Source organism: Microbacterium sp. LEMMJ01 (assembly GCF_002114135.1).
In the GTDB taxonomy this organism is placed as follows: Bacteria; Actinomycetota; Actinomycetes; order Actinomycetales; family Microbacteriaceae; genus Microbacterium.
This window is the reverse complement of sequence record NZ_NCTV01000030.1, coordinates 114,000-131,098: the sequence shown is the minus strand read 5'-3', so window position 1 is coordinate 131,098 and position 17,099 is coordinate 114,000. Positions and strand designations below refer to the sequence as shown.

Here is a 17,099-nt window from a genome sequence, read left to right as displayed (position 1 = left end):
AGCCCCGCGATACGAAGGAGTATCCATGAGCAGTCACCCGGTCACCCTGTTCACCGGCCAGTGGGCCGACCTCCCGTTCGAGGAGGTGGCCCGCCTCGCCGCGGAGTGGGGCTACGACGGGCTGGAGATCGCCGCGTCCGGCGACCACCTGGACCTCCGTCGGGCGGACGAGGACGACGCCTATGTCGCCTCCCGGCGCGAGATCCTCGACCGGCACGGCCTGCAGGTGTTCGCGATCTCCAACCACCTGGCCGGGCAGGCGGTGTGCGACGACCCCATCGACTTCCGCCACGAGGGCATCCTGCGCCCGTACATCTGGGGCGACGGCGAGGCCGAGGGCGTCCGGCAGCGGGCGGCGGAGGACATGAAGCGGGCGGCCCGGGTGGCCAGGAGGCTCGGCGTCGACACCGTCGTCGGCTTCACCGGTTCGTCGATCTGGCCCTATGTCGCGATGTTCCCGCCGGTGCCGGAGGCGGTGATCGCCCAGGGCTTCCAGGACTTCGCTGACCGGTGGAATCCGATCCTCGACGTGTTCGACGGGGAGGGGGTGCGCTTCGCCCACGAGGTCCACCCCGGGGAGATCGCCTATGACTACTGGTCGAGCGACCGTGCCCTCGACGCGATCGACCACCGCGATGCGTTCGGCTTCAACTGGGACCCCTCGCACATGATGTGGCAGAACATCGACCCCGTCGGCTTCATCGTCGACTTCGCCGACCGGATCTACCACGTCGACTGCAAGGACACCCGTCTGCGGCCGCGGAACGGCCGTGCCGGGGTGCTCGGCTCGCACCTGCCGTGGGGCGACCCCCGGCGCGGCTGGGACTTCGTCTCCACCGGCCACGGCGACGTGCCGTGGGAGGACGCCTTCCGTGCGCTCGACGCGATCGGCTATGACGGCCCGATCTCGATCGAGTGGGAGGACGCCGGCATGGACCGCCTGCACGGCGCGCCCGAGGCGCTCGGATTCGTGCGCTCCCTGCTGTGGCCGCCGCCCGCGGCCGCCTTCGACGCCGCGTTCCGCCAACAGTGAAGGGCCCGGTGTCCCCGGGCCGTGCTCAGGGCTCCCGCAGGCGGACCAGGCGCTCGTGCCCGGTCTCCTCGAGCTCGGCGATGTCGTCGCGCGACTTGAGGAAGTCGGAGAACGACCGGTAGCCGAGGGCCTTCTCGCTGAAGGACGGGTCCATGCGGCGCATGTGCGTCTTGACCGCGGAGCTGTGCAGCCATTCGTCGGCGTCCGCCTTGTCGTGGCCGAGACGCAGCGCGCGCTCCAGGAGCCGTGTGGCCTCGCCCTGGTCGTCGATCTTCTCCTCGACCTTGGGCTCCTCGGCGGCGGTCTTCGTCTTGGCCTTCGCGCGCGACTTCGACGCCGTCTTGGGCTTCGGGGCGCCCGTGTCCGCGGTGACCGGCGCGGACGGCTCCGCCGGAACCTCGACCGCGGGGGCGACGGCGGGCTGTGCCGCCTTCGTCGGACGCGCCACGCCGGGGAGCGAGTCGTAGGACTCGAACTCGTCGCAGGCCGCAGCGAGGGACTTCGCCGTGGACCCGGCGACGCCCACGCCGATCACGTACCGGCCGAGGCGCTTGCAGCGCTGGGCCAGCGGCACATAGTCGCTGTCGCCCGCCACGATGACGACGTGGGTCAGGTCCGGCAGGCGGAACATGTCCTCGACCGCGTCGACCGCCAGCCGGATGTCCGCGCCGTTCTTCGCGTACGCCGCGGCCGGGAAGAGCTGCACGAGATCCACCGCGCGCGCCACGAGCTGCGAGCGGTACTCGGCGTTGACCGGCGACGACCAGTCCGCATACGCCCTCGTCAGCACGAGCGTGCCGAAGGACGCCGCGTAGTCGATGATGGCGCCGACCTCGATCATCGCCCGGTTCAGCCGCTCGGCGACCTCGGGGTCGTTCGGGTGCTCCGTGATGCGCTGGCGATCCTTGCCGTAGGAGTTGCGGCCGTGGACGCGGTCGTACCAGGAGATGACGATGTTGTCGAAGTCCAGGTACACCGCCACGCGGGCGTCGGTCGTCTCAGCCACGGTCGTCCTCCTCACCGGGGTACCGGACGCCGATCTGCGCGCGGATCTCGTCGAGGGCCCCCATGATGGCGACGCTCTCCGCGATGGGGAGGATGTCGCCCTCGAGGAGACCGTCGCGGACCAGACGCTCGGCCGCGAGCGCCTGGTACTGCATGCCGCGGCCCTCGACCTCCGAGACGTACTCCTCCTGCACGGTGCCGTCGGGCCGCACGACGCGGAAGGAGGTGGGGGTGTACCAGACCCGATCGATGTCGATGCGGGCCTCGGTGCCGACGATGCTCGCGGCGTTGGGGCCGGCACCGCGCGAGGAGGAGAGGCTCGTGGAGACCGCCCCGCTCTCGTGGATCATGACGGTGGCGACCTCGGAATCGGCTCCGGTCTCGACCAGACGCCCCACGGCGCGGATGGTGGTCGGTGCCCCGAGGATGTCCCAGATGAAGGAGATCGGGTAGATGCCGAGGTCGAGCAGTGCGCCGCCGCCGAGCTCGAGCGCATTCAGACGGTGGGCGGGGTCGGTGGGCAGCTGCTGCGTGTGGTCGGCGCTCACGGCGCGGATCTCACCCAGGGCGCCGTCGGCGAGGAGCTCGCGGATGCGGACCATGTGCGGCAGGTAGCGCGTCCACATCGCCTCCATCACGAGCAGCCCGCGCTCGGCGGCGAGCCGCTGGAGGTCTTCGGCCTGGGCACGGTTGAGGGTGAACGCCTTCTCCACGAGCACGTGCTTGCCGTGCTCCAGGGCGAGCCGGGCGTTCTCGTGGTGCATCGGGTGCGGCGTGGAGACGTAGATGATGTCGACGTCGGGATCGGAGACCAGCGCCTCGTACGACGGATGCGCGTGCGCGATGTCGAAGCGTGCGGCGAAGGCGTCGGCCGACTCCTGCGAACGAGAGCCCACCGCGACGAGGTCGAGGCCGGCCGTGCGCAGATCGGATGCGAAGGCGCCGGCGATGCCGCCGGTCGCGAGGATTCCCCAACGAAGTCCAGTCATCCTCTCAGCGTAGAGGGTGGCGCATGTGACCGTCTGTGACATCCGGTGACCTCCGGCTTCCGCCCCGTGGCCCGGGTGGCGGCCGCGGTCCTACCGTGTCGGCATGACGGAACCCCTCGTGATCGGCGCCATGGTGCGCACCCTCGGCGCCTACCCCTCCGGGTGGCGGTACCCCGAAGCCCACCGCGACCCCGCGGGAGACGCCGACATCCTCCGCCGTATCGCGCGGGAGGGGGAGGACGCGGGCCTGGACTACCTCTTCTTCGGCGACTGGCTCGCGACCGGACCCGACCTGGAGTTCCGCGATCCCTACCTGCTGGCCCGCATCGACCCGCTGAGCGCGGTGCTGTTCCTCGCCGGGGTGACCTCCCGGATCGGACTCATCGCGACGGTCAACACCACCTATGCCGACCCGTACGCCACGGCGCGGGCCCTGGCCTCCCTCGACGTCCTCACCGACGGCCGGGCGGGGATCAACCTCGTCGCCGGCGCCGAGCCGCGCGCCGCAGGGAACCACGGTCGCGAGGCCCACGCCGACACCGAGACGCGCTACGACCGGGCGGAGGAGTTCGTCGTCGCCCTGCGCCGGCTCTGGGACTCCTGGGCCGAGGACGCCTGGGTCGCGGATGCCGAGCGCGGCGTGCTCATCGACCCCCGGGGGCTGCGCGCCGCCGACGTCCAGGGCGCACACGTGCGGGTCGCCGGCCCGCTCAACGTCGCCCGCCCGCCGCAGGGGCGCATCCCGATCGTGCACGCGGGGACCTCGCCGCGGTCGCGGGCGCTCGCGGCGACCGCCGCCGACCTCGCCCTCATCGCCGCCCCCACCCTCGCCGACGCCGTGGCCACGCGGCGGCTGCTGCGGGATATCGCGGCGGAGGCGGGCCGTCCCGCGGAGGAGCTGAAGGTCATCGCCCCGGTGCTCCCCGTCGTCGCGGGGTCCGACGCCGCCGCCCACCGGATCGTCCGGCGGCTGCTGGAGCTCGTCCCGCTCGCGGAGGGCGGGCAGCGGGAGCGCGTCGGATTCCCGGCGAACCGCACGGTGGAGGCTCTGGCCGACGCGCTGGAGGTGGCCGCCGACGACCCGCTGCGGGCCGCGGCCTTCGACACCCCGGTGACGGTCGCCGAGGCCGCACGCCTGGGGGAGCGGGGCGCCGCGCTCGTCGAACGGCTCGCGGGGATCGCCGGACTCCGGGTCGGGACGCCGGACGCGCCGACCTGGCGGCATCTCGTCGCCGCGCACGCCGTCCCTGCGGCCTTCGTCGTCGGCGACGCCGACACGATCGCCGACCACTTCGCGCACTGGCGCGACGAGGGCGCCGCCGACGGCTTCAACGTCCTCTCGGCGTTCCAGCCCGGGCAGTTCGAGGCCTTCACCCGCCTCGCAGCCCCCGAGCTCCGTCGTCGCGGTCTTCTCCGGACCCCGGAGGAGACCGGTCAGGGGGCCGGTGCGGAGACGCTGCGCGACCGCCTCCGTGTGACGTCGCGAGTCGGCGCGTGACCACGCGTGTCGTCTCGCGACACCCGGAGTCCGCGGTCTCGCCGCTGCACCCCGCCGCTTCCTACCGTGAACACCACCCGCACTGCACCCGCACCCGACACCCTGCCTTCCGAACCCGAGGAGTCCTCCGCATGAACCGCCGCCTCATCCGCACCGCCGCCGTCGCGGTCCCGCTCGTCCTGGCGGGCAGCCTCGCCGCCTGCGCCAGCTCGCCCGCCCCGGGGAACACCCCGGCCGCGGCGGGGGACCCCGTCTCCGGCGGCACGCTCACCTACCTCGAGCACCAGGCCTACACGAACCTGTATCCGCCGCAGGCCGGCTTCTACCCGAACGGCGGCATCGTCAACAACATCGCCGCCCGGCTCACCTGGCAGAACCCGGAGACGCTCGAGATCGAGCCCTGGATCGCCGCGGAGTGGACCGTGAACGACGACGCCACGGAGTACACCTTCGACCTCAACCCGGACGTGACGTTCTCGGACGGCACGCCCGTGGACGCCGCCGCCGTGGCGAAGAACTTCGACACCTACGGGCTGGGCGACGCCGAGCGCGGGCTCACCGTCTCCGAGGCCATCAACAACTACGCCGGCAGCGAGGTGGTCGACGAGGACACCGTGACGTTCCGCTTCAGCGCGCCGTCGCCCGGATTCCTGCAGGCGACGTCGACCATCAACTCGGGACTGCTGTCCCCGGAGACCCTGGACGGCACGATCGAGGACTTCGGCGCGGGCAACGCGGAGAACATCATCGGCTCCGGCCCCTTCACCGTCACGGACGAGAAGCTCGGTACCGAGTACACCCTCACCGCCCGCGATGACTACGCCTGGGGCCCGGACAGCGCCGAGAACGACGGCCGTCCGTACCTCGACGCCGTGCACGTGCTGGTCACCCCCGAGGACTCCGTCCGCATCGGGTCGCTGCTCGCGGGCCAGGCCGACTACGTCCGCTACGTCCAGGCGTTCGACGAGGACCGCGTGGAGGGCGCCGGATTCACGCTGTACGCCCCGCAGACCCGCGGCGTGAACAACTCGATCGCCCTCCGCCCGGAGAACCCGCTGCTGTCCGACATCCGCGTGCGTCAGGCGATCATCGCCGCGGTCGACGCGCAGGAGGTCGTCGACACCCTGTTCACCGAGAACTACCCGGTGGCCACGTCGGTGCTGTCCTCGCAGGCCGCGGGATACAAGGACGAATCCGCGCACTACGCCCACGATCCGGAGAAGGCGGAGGCGCTGCTCGACGAGGCGGGCTGGGAGCCCGGCGCCGACGGCATCAGGGAGAAGGACGGCGAGCGGCTGTCGATCACGGTCTACGAGGCCAAGCCGCAGCCCCTGTCGAAGCAGACCCTGGAGCTCGTGGCGCAGCAGCTCGCGGCGGTCGGCGTGGAGCTCACCGTCAAGCCCGGCGATGCGGGCAGCTACGCGGAGGACACCCGTGATCCGCTGAAGACGGGGTTCTACCACTCGATGGTCGGCCGTGCGGACCTCGACGTGATCAAGAGCCAGTACTTCACGAAGAACCGCGACGTGCTCATCTCTCAGGACGCGACGCTCGACGAGCTGCTGCTGGCCGTCGCCTCCGAGCCGGATGCCGAGAAGCGGGTGGCCGCCTCGCAGGCCGTGCAGGACTACATCGCGGAGCAGGCGTACGTGATCCCGCTCTTCGAGGAGCCGCAGGTCTACGGTGCGGCCACGTACGTGCACGGCGTCGCGTTCGAGTCGGTCGGCCGCCCCACGTTCTCCGGCGTGTGGCTCGCGGAGCACTGAGGACCACGGTGACCCCATGACCTTCGTCCTCCGACGGGCCGGGCAGGCCGCGATCGTGCTGATCGCGGCCTTCACGGCCACGTTCTTCCTGCTGCAGCTGCTGCCGGGAGACGCGATCCTCATCAAGTTCTCCGACCCGAGCCTGGGGCTCTCGCCGGAGCAGCTCGACGACATCCGCGCGACCTACGGCGCCGACGTGCCGTGGGGGGAGCAGTACCTGCACGCGGGTCTCGGCTTCCTGGCGGGTGACTTCGGGTACTCGACCCAGTACGGCACCCCGGTGCGGACGATGCTGGCCGAGGCGCTGCCCGCCACGCTGCTGCTCGCGGCGCTCGGACTCCTGGTCGCTGTCGTGCTCGCGGTGCTGATCGCGGCGCTCTCCGCGCTCGCCCCCTTCGCGTGGCTGCGGGACGGCCTGCGGCAGGTGCCGGGACTGTTCGTCGCGGTGCCGGTGTTCTGGCTCGGCATCCTCCTCATCCAGGTGTTCTCGTTCGGGCTCGGCTGGGTGCCGATCGTGGGAGCCGACCCCGTCAGCGGCCTGATCCTCCCCGTCCTCACGCTCGCCGTGCCGATCTCGGCGCCCCTCGCCCAGGTGCTGGTCCGCTCCATCGACCGGGTGCAGGCGCAGCCGTTCGTGACGGTGGTGCGGGCGAAGGGCGCGCCGCCGGCGTGGGTGCTTACGCGCTCGGTCGCGCGCAACGCCGCCGTCCCGACGCTCACCATCGCGGGGGTGCTGTTCGGAGAGCTCGTCGGAGGAGCGGTGGTGACCGAGACGGTCTTCGGCCGCACCGGCATCGGACGCCTCACGGAGCAGGCGGTCGCGAACCAGGACATCCCGGTGCTGCAGGGGGTGGTGCTGCTGTCGGCCCTGGGGTTCGTGGTGATCAGCTTCGCCGTCGACCTCGCCACGCCCCTGATCGATCCGCGGCAGCGGCGATCGGCGCGCGCCGCCCGGTCCCGCCCCGTCCGTCCCGCCCAGGAGGTGCCCGCATGACCGCTCCCGTGATCGCGGAGACCACCGTCGAGACGCCCGGTGCCCCGCCCGTGCCGTCCGCCCCGGCTCCCGTCTCGGCCTCCCGTCCGCGACGACGCTTCCGCGCCTGGGGGCTGTATCTGGCGTTCGCGGTCGTCGCCGTGGCGGTGCTGTGGGCGGTGATCCCCGGAGTCTTCGCGCCGGGCGACCCGCTGACCGGCGTACCCGCCGACAAGCTCCTGCCCCCGAGCGCCGCGCACTGGTTCGGGACCGACGCGCTCGGCCGCGATCTGTTCGGCCGGGTCGTCCACGGCGCGGTGCACTCGCTGTCGGGTGCGCTGATCGCGGTGACGGTCGGCCTCGCGCTCGGCACGCTCCTCGGAGCCGTCGCCGGCGCGACCGGCGGCGTCGTGGACGACGTGCTGATGCGGATCGTCGACGTGCTGCTGGCCATCCCGGGGCTGCTGCTGTCGCTCTCCGTCATCATCCTGCTCGGCTTCGGCACCGTCAACGCGGCGATCGCCGTGGGACTCGGCAGCGTCGCAGCCTTCGCCCGGCTCATGCGCGCCGAGGTGGCGCGGGTGCGGCGCACCGAGTACGTCGAGGCGGCCTTCGGCAGCGGCGGCACCTTCGTCGCCGTGCTGCGCCGGCATGTGCTCCCGAACGCCCTCACCCCGATCGTCGCGCTCGCCGCCTTGCAGTTCGGCACGGCCATCCTCGCCATCTCCACCCTCGGCTTCCTCGGCTACGGGGCCCCGCCGCCCACCCCCGAGTGGGGGCTGCTGATCGCCGAGGGACGCAACTACATCGCGACCGCCTGGTGGCTCACGGCGCTGCCCGGCCTCGTGGTGGTCGCCGTCGTGCTCAGCGCCAACCGCGTCAGCCACCGGCTCGGAAGGAGCACCCGATGACCGCGCCAACACCCGTCCTCACCGCGACGGACCTGCGGGTCTCGTACGCCGCCCGCGAGGTCGTGCGCGGCCTCTCGTTCGCCATCGCCGAGGGGGAGACGCTCGCCTTGGTCGGCGAGTCGGGATCCGGCAAGTCCACCACGGCGCACGCCCTCCTCGGCCTGCTGCCGGAGGGCGGACGGGTCGAGGGCGGTCGCGTCCGGCTCGGCGACCTCGACATCTCCGGATGGTCGGATCGGGCGTTCCGCGGCATCCGCGGGTCGGAGATCGGGCTGGTGCCGCAGGATCCGACGACGTCGCTCGACCCGGTGCGCCCCGTCGGCGTGCAGGTCGCCGAGGTGCTGCGCCTGCACGGTCATCGCGACCGTCGTTCCCGGAACGCCCGCGTGCTCGAGCTGCTCGACCGCGTCGGGCTGGACGACCCCGATCTGCGCGCCCGACAGTATCCGCACGAGCTCTCCGGCGGCATGCGGCAGCGCGTCCTCATCGCGGCCGCGATCGCCCTCCGCCCTCGGCTGCTCATCGCGGACGAGCCCACCAGTGCCCTCGACGCCACGGTGCAGCGCCGCGTGCTGGACCTGCTGGACGAGCTGCAGCGCGAGGACGGCACGAGCATCCTGCTCGTGACGCACGACCTCGGCGTCGCCGCGGACCGGGCGGCGCGGATCGCGGTGCTGAAGGACGGCCGGATCGTGGAGCAGGGGCCGAGTGCGCAGGTGCTCGCCGATCCGGAAGACCCGTACACGCGGCAGCTGCTCGCCGACGCGCCGGCCTTCACGACCGGCTTCCGACGCCCGGACGCGCCGCCGTTCCTCCGGGATGCCGCGGCGGTTGCCGCCGAGAAGCCGTGGGAGATCGTGGCCGCGGGCCTCGTGAAGGAGTTCCGGGTCTCGGGACGCGAACGCTTCCGGGCGGTCGACGACGTCTCCTTCCGGGTGCGGCGCGGGACGACCCATGCGCTGGTCGGCGAGTCCGGATCGGGCAAGTCCACGACCGCGCGCCTGGTCACGCGCTTCCTCCGTCCGGACGCCGGGACCGTGGAGCTCGCAGGGGAGGACGCGACGGCCGTCGAGGGGGCGCGACTGCGTGCGCTGCGCCGGCGGATCCAGCTCGTGTACCAGAACCCCTTCGCCTCCCTCGACCCACGGCAGCAGATCGCCGACATCGTGGCCGAGCCGCTGCACAACTTCCGCATCGGGACCCGCTCCGAGCGTCGGGATCGGGCGGTCGCGCTGCTCGAACGCGTGGCGCTGCCGGCGGATGCGGCACGCCGCACCCCGAGCGAGCTGTCCGGCGGGCAGCGCCAGCGGGTCGCGATCGCGCGGGCGCTCGCCGTCGACCCGGAGATCCTCGTGCTCGACGAGGCGGTGTCGGCGCTCGACGTGACGGTGCAGGCGCGCATCCTCGAACTGCTCTCCGCACTCCAGGCCGAGCTCGGACTCACCTACCTCTTCATCTCGCACGACCTCGCCGTGGTGCGCCGCATCAGCCACACCGTCTCCGTGATGCACCGCGGTCGCGTGGTGGAGGACGGGCCGACCGAAGAGCTGTTCCACGACCCGCAGCACGAGAACACCCGGGATCTGCTGGCCGCGGTCCCCGGACGAACGGAGATCCTCGCATGAGCACCACCCCTCGTCCCACCGTCGCGTTCTTCACGCGGCTCCTCGACGACGCGTCCCCGGCCGACCGCTACCGCCTCGCCCTGACGCAGATCCAGAACGCCGAGGAGCACGGCGTGGGGAGGGCGTGGGTGGCGCAGCACCACTTCCGGGCTGCGGAAGGCGGGCTGCCCTCGCCGCTCGTCTTCCTCGCGCACGCGGCGGCACGCACCTCGCGGATCCGCCTCGGCACCGGGATCATCACCCTGCCCCTCGAAGACCCGGTCCGCGTGGCCGAGGACGCCGTGGTGGCCGACCTGCTCGCCGACGGGAGGATCGACCTCGGGCTCGGCAGCGGCGGTACCCCGTCGTCCTTCGCGCCCTTCGGGGAGGACGTGCGCGACAAGGGGCCCACCTACGACCGCAAGCTCGGCGTGCTGCTCGACGCTCTCGCAGGCCGGGACATCGGTGCGGAGAACACGCTGTATCCGGACGCGGGGTCGCTGGCCGCGCGCATCTGGCAGGCGACGTTCTCGGCACCCGGCGGTCATCGGGCGGGCGTCCACGGTCACGGACTGCTGCTGTCCCGCACGCAGCCCCGCCCCCACGACCGGCTGCACGCGCCGCTGTCCGCGCTGCAGGACCCCATCATCGACGCGTACCTCGACGCGCTGCCCGCCGAGGCGACCCCGCGCATCACCGCTTCCCGCACCGTGTTCGTGGCGGACGACCGCGCCGAGGCGCTCCGGTTCGCCGAGGTCGGGTTGCGGCGGGCGGCCGAGGGCTTCCGTCGGCAGGGCCAGACCATCCCCGGAAACGACCTCGACGACCTCATCGCCGCTCTCGACACGCATCTCGGCACGCCCGAGGAGGTCGCCGCCTCGCTCGCCGCCGACACCACGCTGCACCGCGCGACCGAGGTGGCATTCCAGGTGCACTCGGTCGACGCGCCGCACGCCCACGTCCTGCGCTCGATCGAGCTGTTCGCGACCGAGGTCGCGCCGGCCCTCGGCTACGCGCTGACCCCGCCGGATCCCGAGAGCACCCGCACTGCCGAGAACACCCCCACCGTGAAGGAGAACGCATGACCGCCGACATCGTCGACCAGCTGACGGGGGTGACGCCGGAGCTGGAGGCGCTGCGTCGTCGCCGCCCCGTGACCAGGGAGCAGCTCCAGGCGAGCTTCGACGCGCTGTTCCACCCGGTCTCCGCGGAGCACGTCTCGCTCGCCGAGCGCGCGCTCATCGCGGCGTTCGCGACCGCTCTCGCCGGTGCCGACGACCCCACGGCGGAGTTCTACGCCGGAAAGGCCCGCGAGATCGACCCGGAGCGCGCCGCGATCGTCGCCCGAGAGGCCGAGGCCGCCGCGACCACCGGACCGTTCGGCGCCTACACCGAACGCGGGCTAAAGGCCGAGAGCACCGACGGCGCGCGGTACGTGCCGGACGAGGCGGCGTCGGCTGCCCTGGGGGAGCGCCTCGCGGCGGCTCTCGCGCACACGCACCTGCTGGTGTTCCGCCCGCGCGAGGCATCCGGCGCCGACCTCGGCCGCCTGCACGACGCCGGCTGGTCGACGGACGGCATCGTCACGCTGTCGCAGCTCGTGTCGTTCCTCGCCTTCCAGCAGCGGGTCGTCACCGGCCTGCGGGTGCTCCAGGACGACGGGCTCACCGCCACCGCCACAGCCACCGACACCGCCGCCGACACCGACACCGACGAGGAGGCCGCATGACCGCCGCCGACACCGTGCTCCGGCACGACGACGCCCCCTATCCCGACGCCTTCACCCGCGCCGAGGTCGGCTGGACGCCGCACCTCGCGCCGCTGGCGGAGGAGGATCTCACCCCGCGACACCTCGATGGCCTCGTTGACGCCGCCCGCGCGAAGAACGAGTACTTCCGGCTGCTCGCGCGCGACCCCGAGGTGCTCCGCGCACGCACCCTCGTCGACAAGGACATCTTCTACAACACCGCGGAGGGGCTCCCGCGCGCGGAGCGGGAGCTCGCGGCCACCGCCGCCTCCCGCCGCAACGGCTGCGTCTTCTGCGCGTCGGTGCACTCCCGGTTCGCGGCGCATCACGGCAAGCGGCCGGAGGACGTCGACGCGCTCCTCGCCGAGGGCGTGGACGCGGACCTCGGGGAGCGCTGGAACGCGATCGTCGCCGCCGCGGTCGCGCTGACCGACACGCCCCGCGTGTTCGGAGCCGCGCACATCGCCCGCCTCCGTGCGGCCGGACTGGACGACCTGGAGATCGCGGACGTCGTGCACGGCGCGGCCTTCTTCAACTGGGCGAACCGGCTGATGCTCTCGCTCGGCCGCCCTGTCGCTCCCGCCTGATCTCTCAGGGGACGAGGATGATCTTCCCCGAGGCGGCGCCGGTCTCCATGAGCTCATGGGCCCGCGCCGCCTCGGCGAGAGGCAGCTCCGGGCCCAGCTCGATGGTGAAGTCGCCCGCGGCCAGCAGGTCGACCGTCTTCTGCAGCGCTTCTGCGCGCCACTCCAGCTCCTGCGGCGTGAGCGGCTCGGGGGAGCCGCCGGAGAACGCCCGGATGCCGAAGTCAGCCGCGTCGGGACCGCGGACGATGGTCGCGATGCGGTCGCGGTCCGCGACCAGGGCGAGGGAGGTCTCGATCGCCTCGTCGGTGCCCGCGCAGTCCAGGACCACGGTCACGGGGGAGGGGGCCGCCGCGCGGACGCGGTCGAGCAGGCCGTCGCCGTAGGCCACGGGGATCGCGCCGAGCTCGCGGAGCTGGTCGTGCCGGGCAGGGCTCGCGGTGGCGATCACCGTCGCGCCCCAGGCGACCGCGAACTGCACGGCGGCCTGGCCGACCGCGCCTGAGCCCGCGTGCACCAGGAGCACGTCGTCGGCCGTCGCGGCGAGCGAGCGGAGGGACTGATACGCCGTGCCGGCGGGGATGCCGATCGCCGCCCCCTCGGCGGCGGTGACGGCGTCCGGGAGCTTCACGAGCTTGTCGGCCTCGACCGCGAGGGCGGAGGCGTAGGTCCCGAGCGTGTCGCGGATCGCGACGCGGTCGCCGACCTCGAACCCGTCGACGCCCTCGCCCAGCACCTCGATCACTCCCGCGCCGTCGAACCCGACCGGACGCGGCTCGGTGATCGGCGCGGAGGGGCGCTTGCCGCCGCGGAGCTTGGCGTCGATGGGGTTGGCGCCGGCCGCCTCGATGCGGACCAGCGCCTCGCCGCGGACGGGCACGGGGTCAGGCACCTCCATGAGGTGGAGGACAGCGGGGGATCCGAACTCGGTGTAGACGATCGCACGGGCCATGCCCTCAGGCTACCCGGCGGGGGTCACTTCCCCGCGAGCGCCTTGGTGATCCGCTGCGGCGACACCGGCTGCGCGGTGCCGAGACGCTGGGCGAAGACGCTGACCCGGTACTCCTCCAGGAGCCAGCGCACCTCGACGATCGCGGGGGGAGCGTCGGGCGCGAGGGGGATCGTGCCGCCGGCGTCCGCGAACAGCACCGCCATCCGCTCGAACTCCGTCATCCGCGCGCGGTCCTTGCCCGGCTCGTTCGCGAGGGTCTTCAGCCGGTCGATCATGCCGTCGAGGTACCGGGGGAAGTGGGCGAGCCGGTCGACCCCCGCCGCCGCGACGAAGCCGGGATGCAGCAGTCCGGAGAGCTGGGTGCGGATGTCGTTCAGCGGGCCGAGCAGCGCCAGCGCGTTCTGCGCCTTGATGCCGCGCTCCACCTCCCGCGCCTTCGTGAGGATGCGGGCGACCAGGGAGACGCAGGCGAAGAGCTCGTCGACGAGCACGGCCGAGACGGCGTCGCGCACGCGGGCGAACTCGGCTTCGGTGCGCACGACGCCGCGGTCCCGGCCGTCGGCGCCTCCGGTCGACGCGTCGATCACTCGACGGGCGACGGCGGCCCGGCAGTCCTCGATGAGCGCGGCCGCCGACGGGTACGGCGAGGCTGCGAGTGCGAGCTTCTCCTGGCTGGTGAGGTGCTGCTGCACGTACGACGACGGCGACGGCACCGCGAGCAGGACGAGACGGAGCACGCCGTCGCGCGTGGCGGCGGCCGCGGCGTCGGGAGTCGCCTCGACCCGCACCGACACGCTCGTGCCGGCATCGACGATCGCCGGATACCCCCGGACGACGCCGCCCGCGACCTTGGTGTCGATGACCGCCGGGAGGTCGCCGAACGTCCACGCCGTCAGCCCCGTCTGCTCGACCGGAGCGGCGGCCACGCGCTCCGCCCCGCGCGGTCCCGGTGCCTCCGCACGCCCGGGGCGCGCGATGGAGCGGGCGACGCTGCTGCGCGCGCGGTCGGAGAGCTGAGCCTGCAGCGACCGGAGATCGCGCCCCGAACCGACCACGCGTCCCCGCTCGTCCACGGCGCGGAAGTTCATGCGCAGATGTGCCGGCACCCGTTCATCGTCGAAGTCGGCGGCCGTGACCACCTGGTTCGCGAGCGGCTGCACGAGCCGCGCGAGCGCCTCCTTCAGGGTGCGCGGGGGGAGACCGCCGTGCGCCTCCGGACCCTCGTCGGCCAGCGCCGCCCCGAACTTCTCCGCCCAGTCGGCGGCGGGGACGACGTGGCGCCGGATGGCCTTGGGCAGCGCACGCAGCAGTCCGGTGACGAGCTCAGCGCGCAGCCCGGGCACCTGCCAGTCGAAGCCGCGGTCCTCGATCTGGGCGAGCAGCGGCAGAGGCAGCACGACGCTCACGCCGTCGTCCGGTGCGCCCGGCTCGAACCGGTACGCGAGGCCGAGCACCTGGTCGCCCTGCGTCCACCGGGTCGGGAACTCGCGCTGGTCGGCGCGGTCCTCGTCGTCGATGAGGTCGCTCTCGCGCATCACGAGCAGCTTCGGCGTCGCGGTCAGCGCCTCGCGCCACCACTTCTCGAACGAGCGCACGTCGAACACGTCGGCGGGGATGCGCTCGTCGTAGAAGCGGAAGACGGCCTCGTCGCCGGCCAGGATGTCGCGACGCCGCTCGCGCTCCTCGAGCTTCTCCAGACGACGGCGGAGCTCGGCGTTGCTGCGCCAGAACGCACTGACCCGCTTGTCGATGCGGGACGGGTCCCATTCGCCCTCGACGAGCGCATGGCGGACGAAGAGCTCGCGCGAGGCGGCCCGGTCGATGCGGGCGAACTGCACGCGCCGGCGCGGGATGATCTCGACCCCGAACAGCGTGACCTTCTCGAACGCCACGGCGGCTCCGGCGTCCTTGGACCAGTGCGGCTCGGTGACCTGGCGCTTCGCGAGGTCGCCGGCGAGGGGCTCGGCCCAGGCGGGGTCGATCGCGGCGACGGTGCGGGCGAAGGTGCGGGAGGTCTCCACGATCTCGGCGGCCATGACCGCCCTGGGGCTCTTCTTGCGCAGCCCCGACCCCGGGAAGATCGAGAACCGGATGCCCCGCGCGCCCCGGTACTCCGTGATCCGGCGGCGGGCGTCCTTGGCGGGAGAGTGGGCTTTCCCCGCGGGGACGGTGCGCTCGTCGAGGACGCCGATCTGCGACAGCAGGCCGGAGAGCAGCGCGCGGTGGATGGCATCCGGATCGGCCGCGCCGCTCGGCTCCGTCCCGCGGTCGGGGCTCTTGACGAGCGTCCGGAGCTGGCGGTGCACGTCGAACCACTCGCGGACCCGCACGTAGTTGAGATGCTCGCTGCGGCATAGCCGGCGGAACGCGCTGGAGCCGAGCTCGCGCTGCTGCTCGCGCAGGTGGTTCCAGAGGTTCAGGAGAGTGAGGAAGTCGCTCGTCGGGTCCACGAAGCGCGCGTGCAGCCGGTCCGCCTCCTCGCGGCGGTCCTCCGGTCGCTCGCGCACGTCCTGGATGGACAGCCCCGCCACGATCGCGAGCACGTCCCGCAGCACCGACCCCTGGGGCCCTGAGCCTGTCGAAGGGCCTGAGCCCCGCTGGGTCCTTGAGCTTGTCGAAGGGCCCGCCTCGATGAGCATGCGCGCGAACCGCGGGTCCATCGGCATCCGGGCGATGTCGCGCCCGATGCGGGTGAGCCGGGGACCGTCGTCCGGCCCCTGCGCCGGCCGGAGGGCGCCGAGCTCGGTGAGCAGGTCGAACGCCGCCTTCACACCCCGGGAGTCGGGCGGGGTGAGGAACGGGAACGCGGTGATGTCGCCGAAGCCCAGCGCGAGCATCTGCAGGATGACGGAGGCGAGGGAGGTGCGCAGGATCTCGGGTTCGGTGAACTCGGGACGCCGCGCGTAGTCCTCCTCGGAGTACAGGCGGATGGCGATGCCGTCACTCGTACGGCCGGCGCGCCCGGAGCGCTGATTCACCGAGGCCTGGGAGATGGCTTCGATGGGCAGCCGCTGCACCTTCGAGCGGTTGCTGTACCGGGAGATGCGCGCGGTGCCGGTGTCGATGACGTACTTGATGCCGGGCACCGTGAGGCTCGTCTCGGCCACGTTCGTCGCGAGCACGACCCGGCGACGGACGCCGGCCACGGTGCTGCGCTCGAACACCCGGTGCTGCTCCGCGGCGGAGAGCCGGCCGAACAGGGGGAGGACCTCGGTGGGCGAACGATCCTTGGCGTAGGCGGCCCGCACGGCGTCGGCCGCGTCCCGGATCTCCGCCTCGCCCGGCAGGAACACGAGCACATCGCCGGGCGCCTCCCGGTCGAGCTCGCGGAGCGCCGCGACGATCGCGCTCACCTCGTCCTCCGGCTCGCCGGCGGCGTCCTGCTCCGCGTCCTCGTCGACGAGCGGGCGATAGCGGATCTCGACGGGATACGTGCGCCCCGACACCTCGATGACCGGCGCGGGGGTGCCGTCGGCGGCGGCGAAGTGCCGCGCGAAGCTCTCCGGGTCGATGGTGGCGGAGGTGATGATCACCTTCAGGTCCGGGCGCTCCGGGAGGATGCGGGCGAGGTAGCCCAGCAGGAAGTCGACGTTGAGGGACCGCTCGTGCGCCTCGTCGATGATGATCGTGTCGTAGCGCGTCAGCAGCCGGTCGCGGTGGATCTCGTTGAGGAGGATCCCGTCTGTCATCAGCGCGATCCGGGTCTCGTCGGAGACCTTGTCGGTGAAGCGCACCTTGTATCCGACGAGCGTGCCGAGCTCGACCCGCAGCTCCTCGGCCACGCGCTCCGCGATCGTGCGGGCGGCCAGCCGTCGGGGCTGGGTGTGGGCGATGCGCTCGCGGCCCAGCTCCAGCGCGATCTTGGGGAGCTGGGTGGTCTTCCCCGATCCGGTCGCGCCGGCGACGATGACGACCTGGTGGTCGCGGATGGCGTCGGCGATCTCGTCCCTGGCCGCGCTGACGGGCAGCTCCGGAGGGTAGGAGATCACGGGGGAGGACATAGCCCTCCATCGTATGCCGGGATGCACACCGGGGTC

At 72.8% G+C, this 17,099-nt stretch carries 13 protein-coding genes; 9 read left to right on the top strand and 4 right to left on the bottom strand.

Annotated features, from left to right (window positions below):
• Positions 1-25 precede the first annotated feature (25 nt).
• The gene (locus B7W94_RS09385; RefSeq protein WP_085606148.1) at positions 26-1,033 is read left to right on the top strand and encodes a sugar phosphate isomerase/epimerase family protein; all 1,008 of its coding nucleotides are present in this window, start codon (positions 26-28) and stop codon (positions 1,031-1,033) included.
• 25 nt (positions 1,034-1,058) lie between these two features.
• On the opposite strand, the gene B7W94_RS09380 is transcribed toward B7W94_RS09385, so the two are convergent.
• Positions 1,059-2,039, bottom strand: a complete 981-nt coding sequence (locus B7W94_RS09380) for an NYN domain-containing protein (protein WP_085606146.1) — start codon at positions 2,037-2,039, stop codon at positions 1,059-1,061.
• Positions 2,032-3,027, bottom strand: a complete 996-nt coding sequence (locus B7W94_RS09375) for a Gfo/Idh/MocA family protein (RefSeq protein ID WP_085606144.1) — start codon at positions 3,025-3,027, stop codon at positions 2,032-2,034. Before B7W94_RS09375 ends, B7W94_RS09380 begins: the two co-directional genes overlap by 8 nt.
• Positions 3,028-3,130: 103 nt before the next feature.
• On the opposite strand from B7W94_RS09375, the gene B7W94_RS09370 reads away from it, so the two are divergent.
• The 8 genes from B7W94_RS09370 to B7W94_RS09335 all read left to right on the top strand — a co-directional run bounded on the left by B7W94_RS09370 (position 3,131) and on the right by B7W94_RS09335 (position 12,113).
• Positions 3,131-4,525: an NtaA/DmoA family FMN-dependent monooxygenase gene (locus B7W94_RS09370; RefSeq protein WP_085606142.1), complete on the top strand. Its 1,395-nt coding sequence runs from the start codon at positions 3,131-3,133 to the stop codon at positions 4,523-4,525.
• A gap of 131 nt (positions 4,526-4,656) precedes the next feature.
• A complete protein-coding gene (locus tag B7W94_RS09365; RefSeq protein ID WP_085606140.1) occupies positions 4,657-6,291 on the top strand; it encodes a TIGR04028 family ABC transporter substrate-binding protein in 1,635 nt (544 codons plus the stop codon).
• A 16-nt stretch (positions 6,292-6,307) separates the two neighbouring features.
• Positions 6,308-7,285: an ABC transporter permease gene (locus tag B7W94_RS09360; protein WP_085606138.1), complete on the top strand. Its 978-nt coding sequence runs from the start codon at positions 6,308-6,310 to the stop codon at positions 7,283-7,285.
• Complete coding sequence (locus B7W94_RS09355; protein WP_085606136.1) at positions 7,282-8,175, top strand: ABC transporter permease; 894 nt, start codon at positions 7,282-7,284, stop codon at positions 8,173-8,175. Before B7W94_RS09360 ends, B7W94_RS09355 begins: the two co-directional genes overlap by 4 nt.
• Positions 8,172-9,800, top strand: a complete 1,629-nt coding sequence (locus B7W94_RS09350; RefSeq protein WP_085606134.1) for a dipeptide ABC transporter ATP-binding protein — start codon at positions 8,172-8,174, stop codon at positions 9,798-9,800. The genes B7W94_RS09355 and B7W94_RS09350 overlap by 4 nt, the downstream gene beginning before the upstream one ends.
• Positions 9,797-10,864: a putative FMN-dependent luciferase-like monooxygenase gene (locus B7W94_RS09345; RefSeq protein ID WP_085606132.1), complete on the top strand. Its 1,068-nt coding sequence runs from the start codon at positions 9,797-9,799 to the stop codon at positions 10,862-10,864. Before B7W94_RS09350 ends, B7W94_RS09345 begins: the two co-directional genes overlap by 4 nt.
• Positions 10,861-11,508 (top strand): CMD domain protein, encoded by a 648-nt coding sequence (locus tag B7W94_RS09340; protein WP_085606130.1) that lies wholly within the window; start codon positions 10,861-10,863, stop codon positions 11,506-11,508. Before B7W94_RS09345 ends, B7W94_RS09340 begins: the two co-directional genes overlap by 4 nt.
• On the top strand, positions 11,505-12,113 hold the full coding sequence (locus tag B7W94_RS09335; protein WP_025105594.1) for an alkylhydroperoxidase domain protein: 609 nt from the start codon (positions 11,505-11,507) through the stop codon (positions 12,111-12,113). The genes B7W94_RS09340 and B7W94_RS09335 overlap by 4 nt, the downstream gene beginning before the upstream one ends.
• A gap of 4 nt (positions 12,114-12,117) precedes the next feature.
• Here B7W94_RS09335 and B7W94_RS09330 read toward each other — a convergent pair whose 3' ends face one another.
• Both B7W94_RS09330 and hrpA read right to left on the bottom strand, forming a co-directional pair.
• A complete protein-coding gene (locus tag B7W94_RS09330) occupies positions 12,118-13,062 on the bottom strand; it encodes a quinone oxidoreductase family protein (RefSeq protein WP_085606128.1) in 945 nt (314 codons plus the stop codon).
• Positions 13,063-13,085: 23 nt separating this feature from the next.
• Entirely contained in the window at positions 13,086-17,063 is a 3,978-nt protein-coding gene (gene hrpA, locus B7W94_RS09325) for an ATP-dependent RNA helicase HrpA (RefSeq protein ID WP_085606126.1), read from the bottom strand.
• Positions 17,064-17,099: the final 36 nt, after the last annotated feature.

Coding starts and splice junctions, on each gene's coding strand:
- B7W94_RS09385 (WP_085606148.1), top strand. CDS start 26: ATGAGCAGTCACCCGGTCACCCTGTTCACCGGCCAGTGGGCCGACCTC.
- B7W94_RS09375 (WP_085606144.1), bottom strand. CDS start 3,027: ATGACTGGACTTCGTTGGGGAATCCTCGCGACCGGCGGCATCGCCGGC.
- B7W94_RS09370 (WP_085606142.1), top strand. CDS start 3,131: ATGACGGAACCCCTCGTGATCGGCGCCATGGTGCGCACCCTCGGCGCC.
- B7W94_RS09365 (WP_085606140.1), top strand. CDS start 4,657: ATGAACCGCCGCCTCATCCGCACCGCCGCCGTCGCGGTCCCGCTCGTC.
- B7W94_RS09360 (WP_085606138.1), top strand. CDS start 6,308: ATGACCTTCGTCCTCCGACGGGCCGGGCAGGCCGCGATCGTGCTGATC.
- B7W94_RS09355 (WP_085606136.1), top strand. CDS start 7,282: ATGACCGCTCCCGTGATCGCGGAGACCACCGTCGAGACGCCCGGTGCC.
- B7W94_RS09350 (WP_085606134.1), top strand. CDS start 8,172: ATGACCGCGCCAACACCCGTCCTCACCGCGACGGACCTGCGGGTCTCG.
- B7W94_RS09345 (WP_085606132.1), top strand. CDS start 9,797: ATGAGCACCACCCCTCGTCCCACCGTCGCGTTCTTCACGCGGCTCCTC.
- B7W94_RS09340 (WP_085606130.1), top strand. CDS start 10,861: ATGACCGCCGACATCGTCGACCAGCTGACGGGGGTGACGCCGGAGCTG.
- B7W94_RS09335 (WP_025105594.1), top strand. CDS start 11,505: ATGACCGCCGCCGACACCGTGCTCCGGCACGACGACGCCCCCTATCCC.
- B7W94_RS09330 (WP_085606128.1), bottom strand. CDS start 13,062: ATGGCCCGTGCGATCGTCTACACCGAGTTCGGATCCCCCGCTGTCCTC.
- hrpA (WP_085606126.1), bottom strand. CDS start 17,063: ATGTCCTCCCCCGTGATCTCCTACCCTCCGGAGCTGCCCGTCAGCGCG.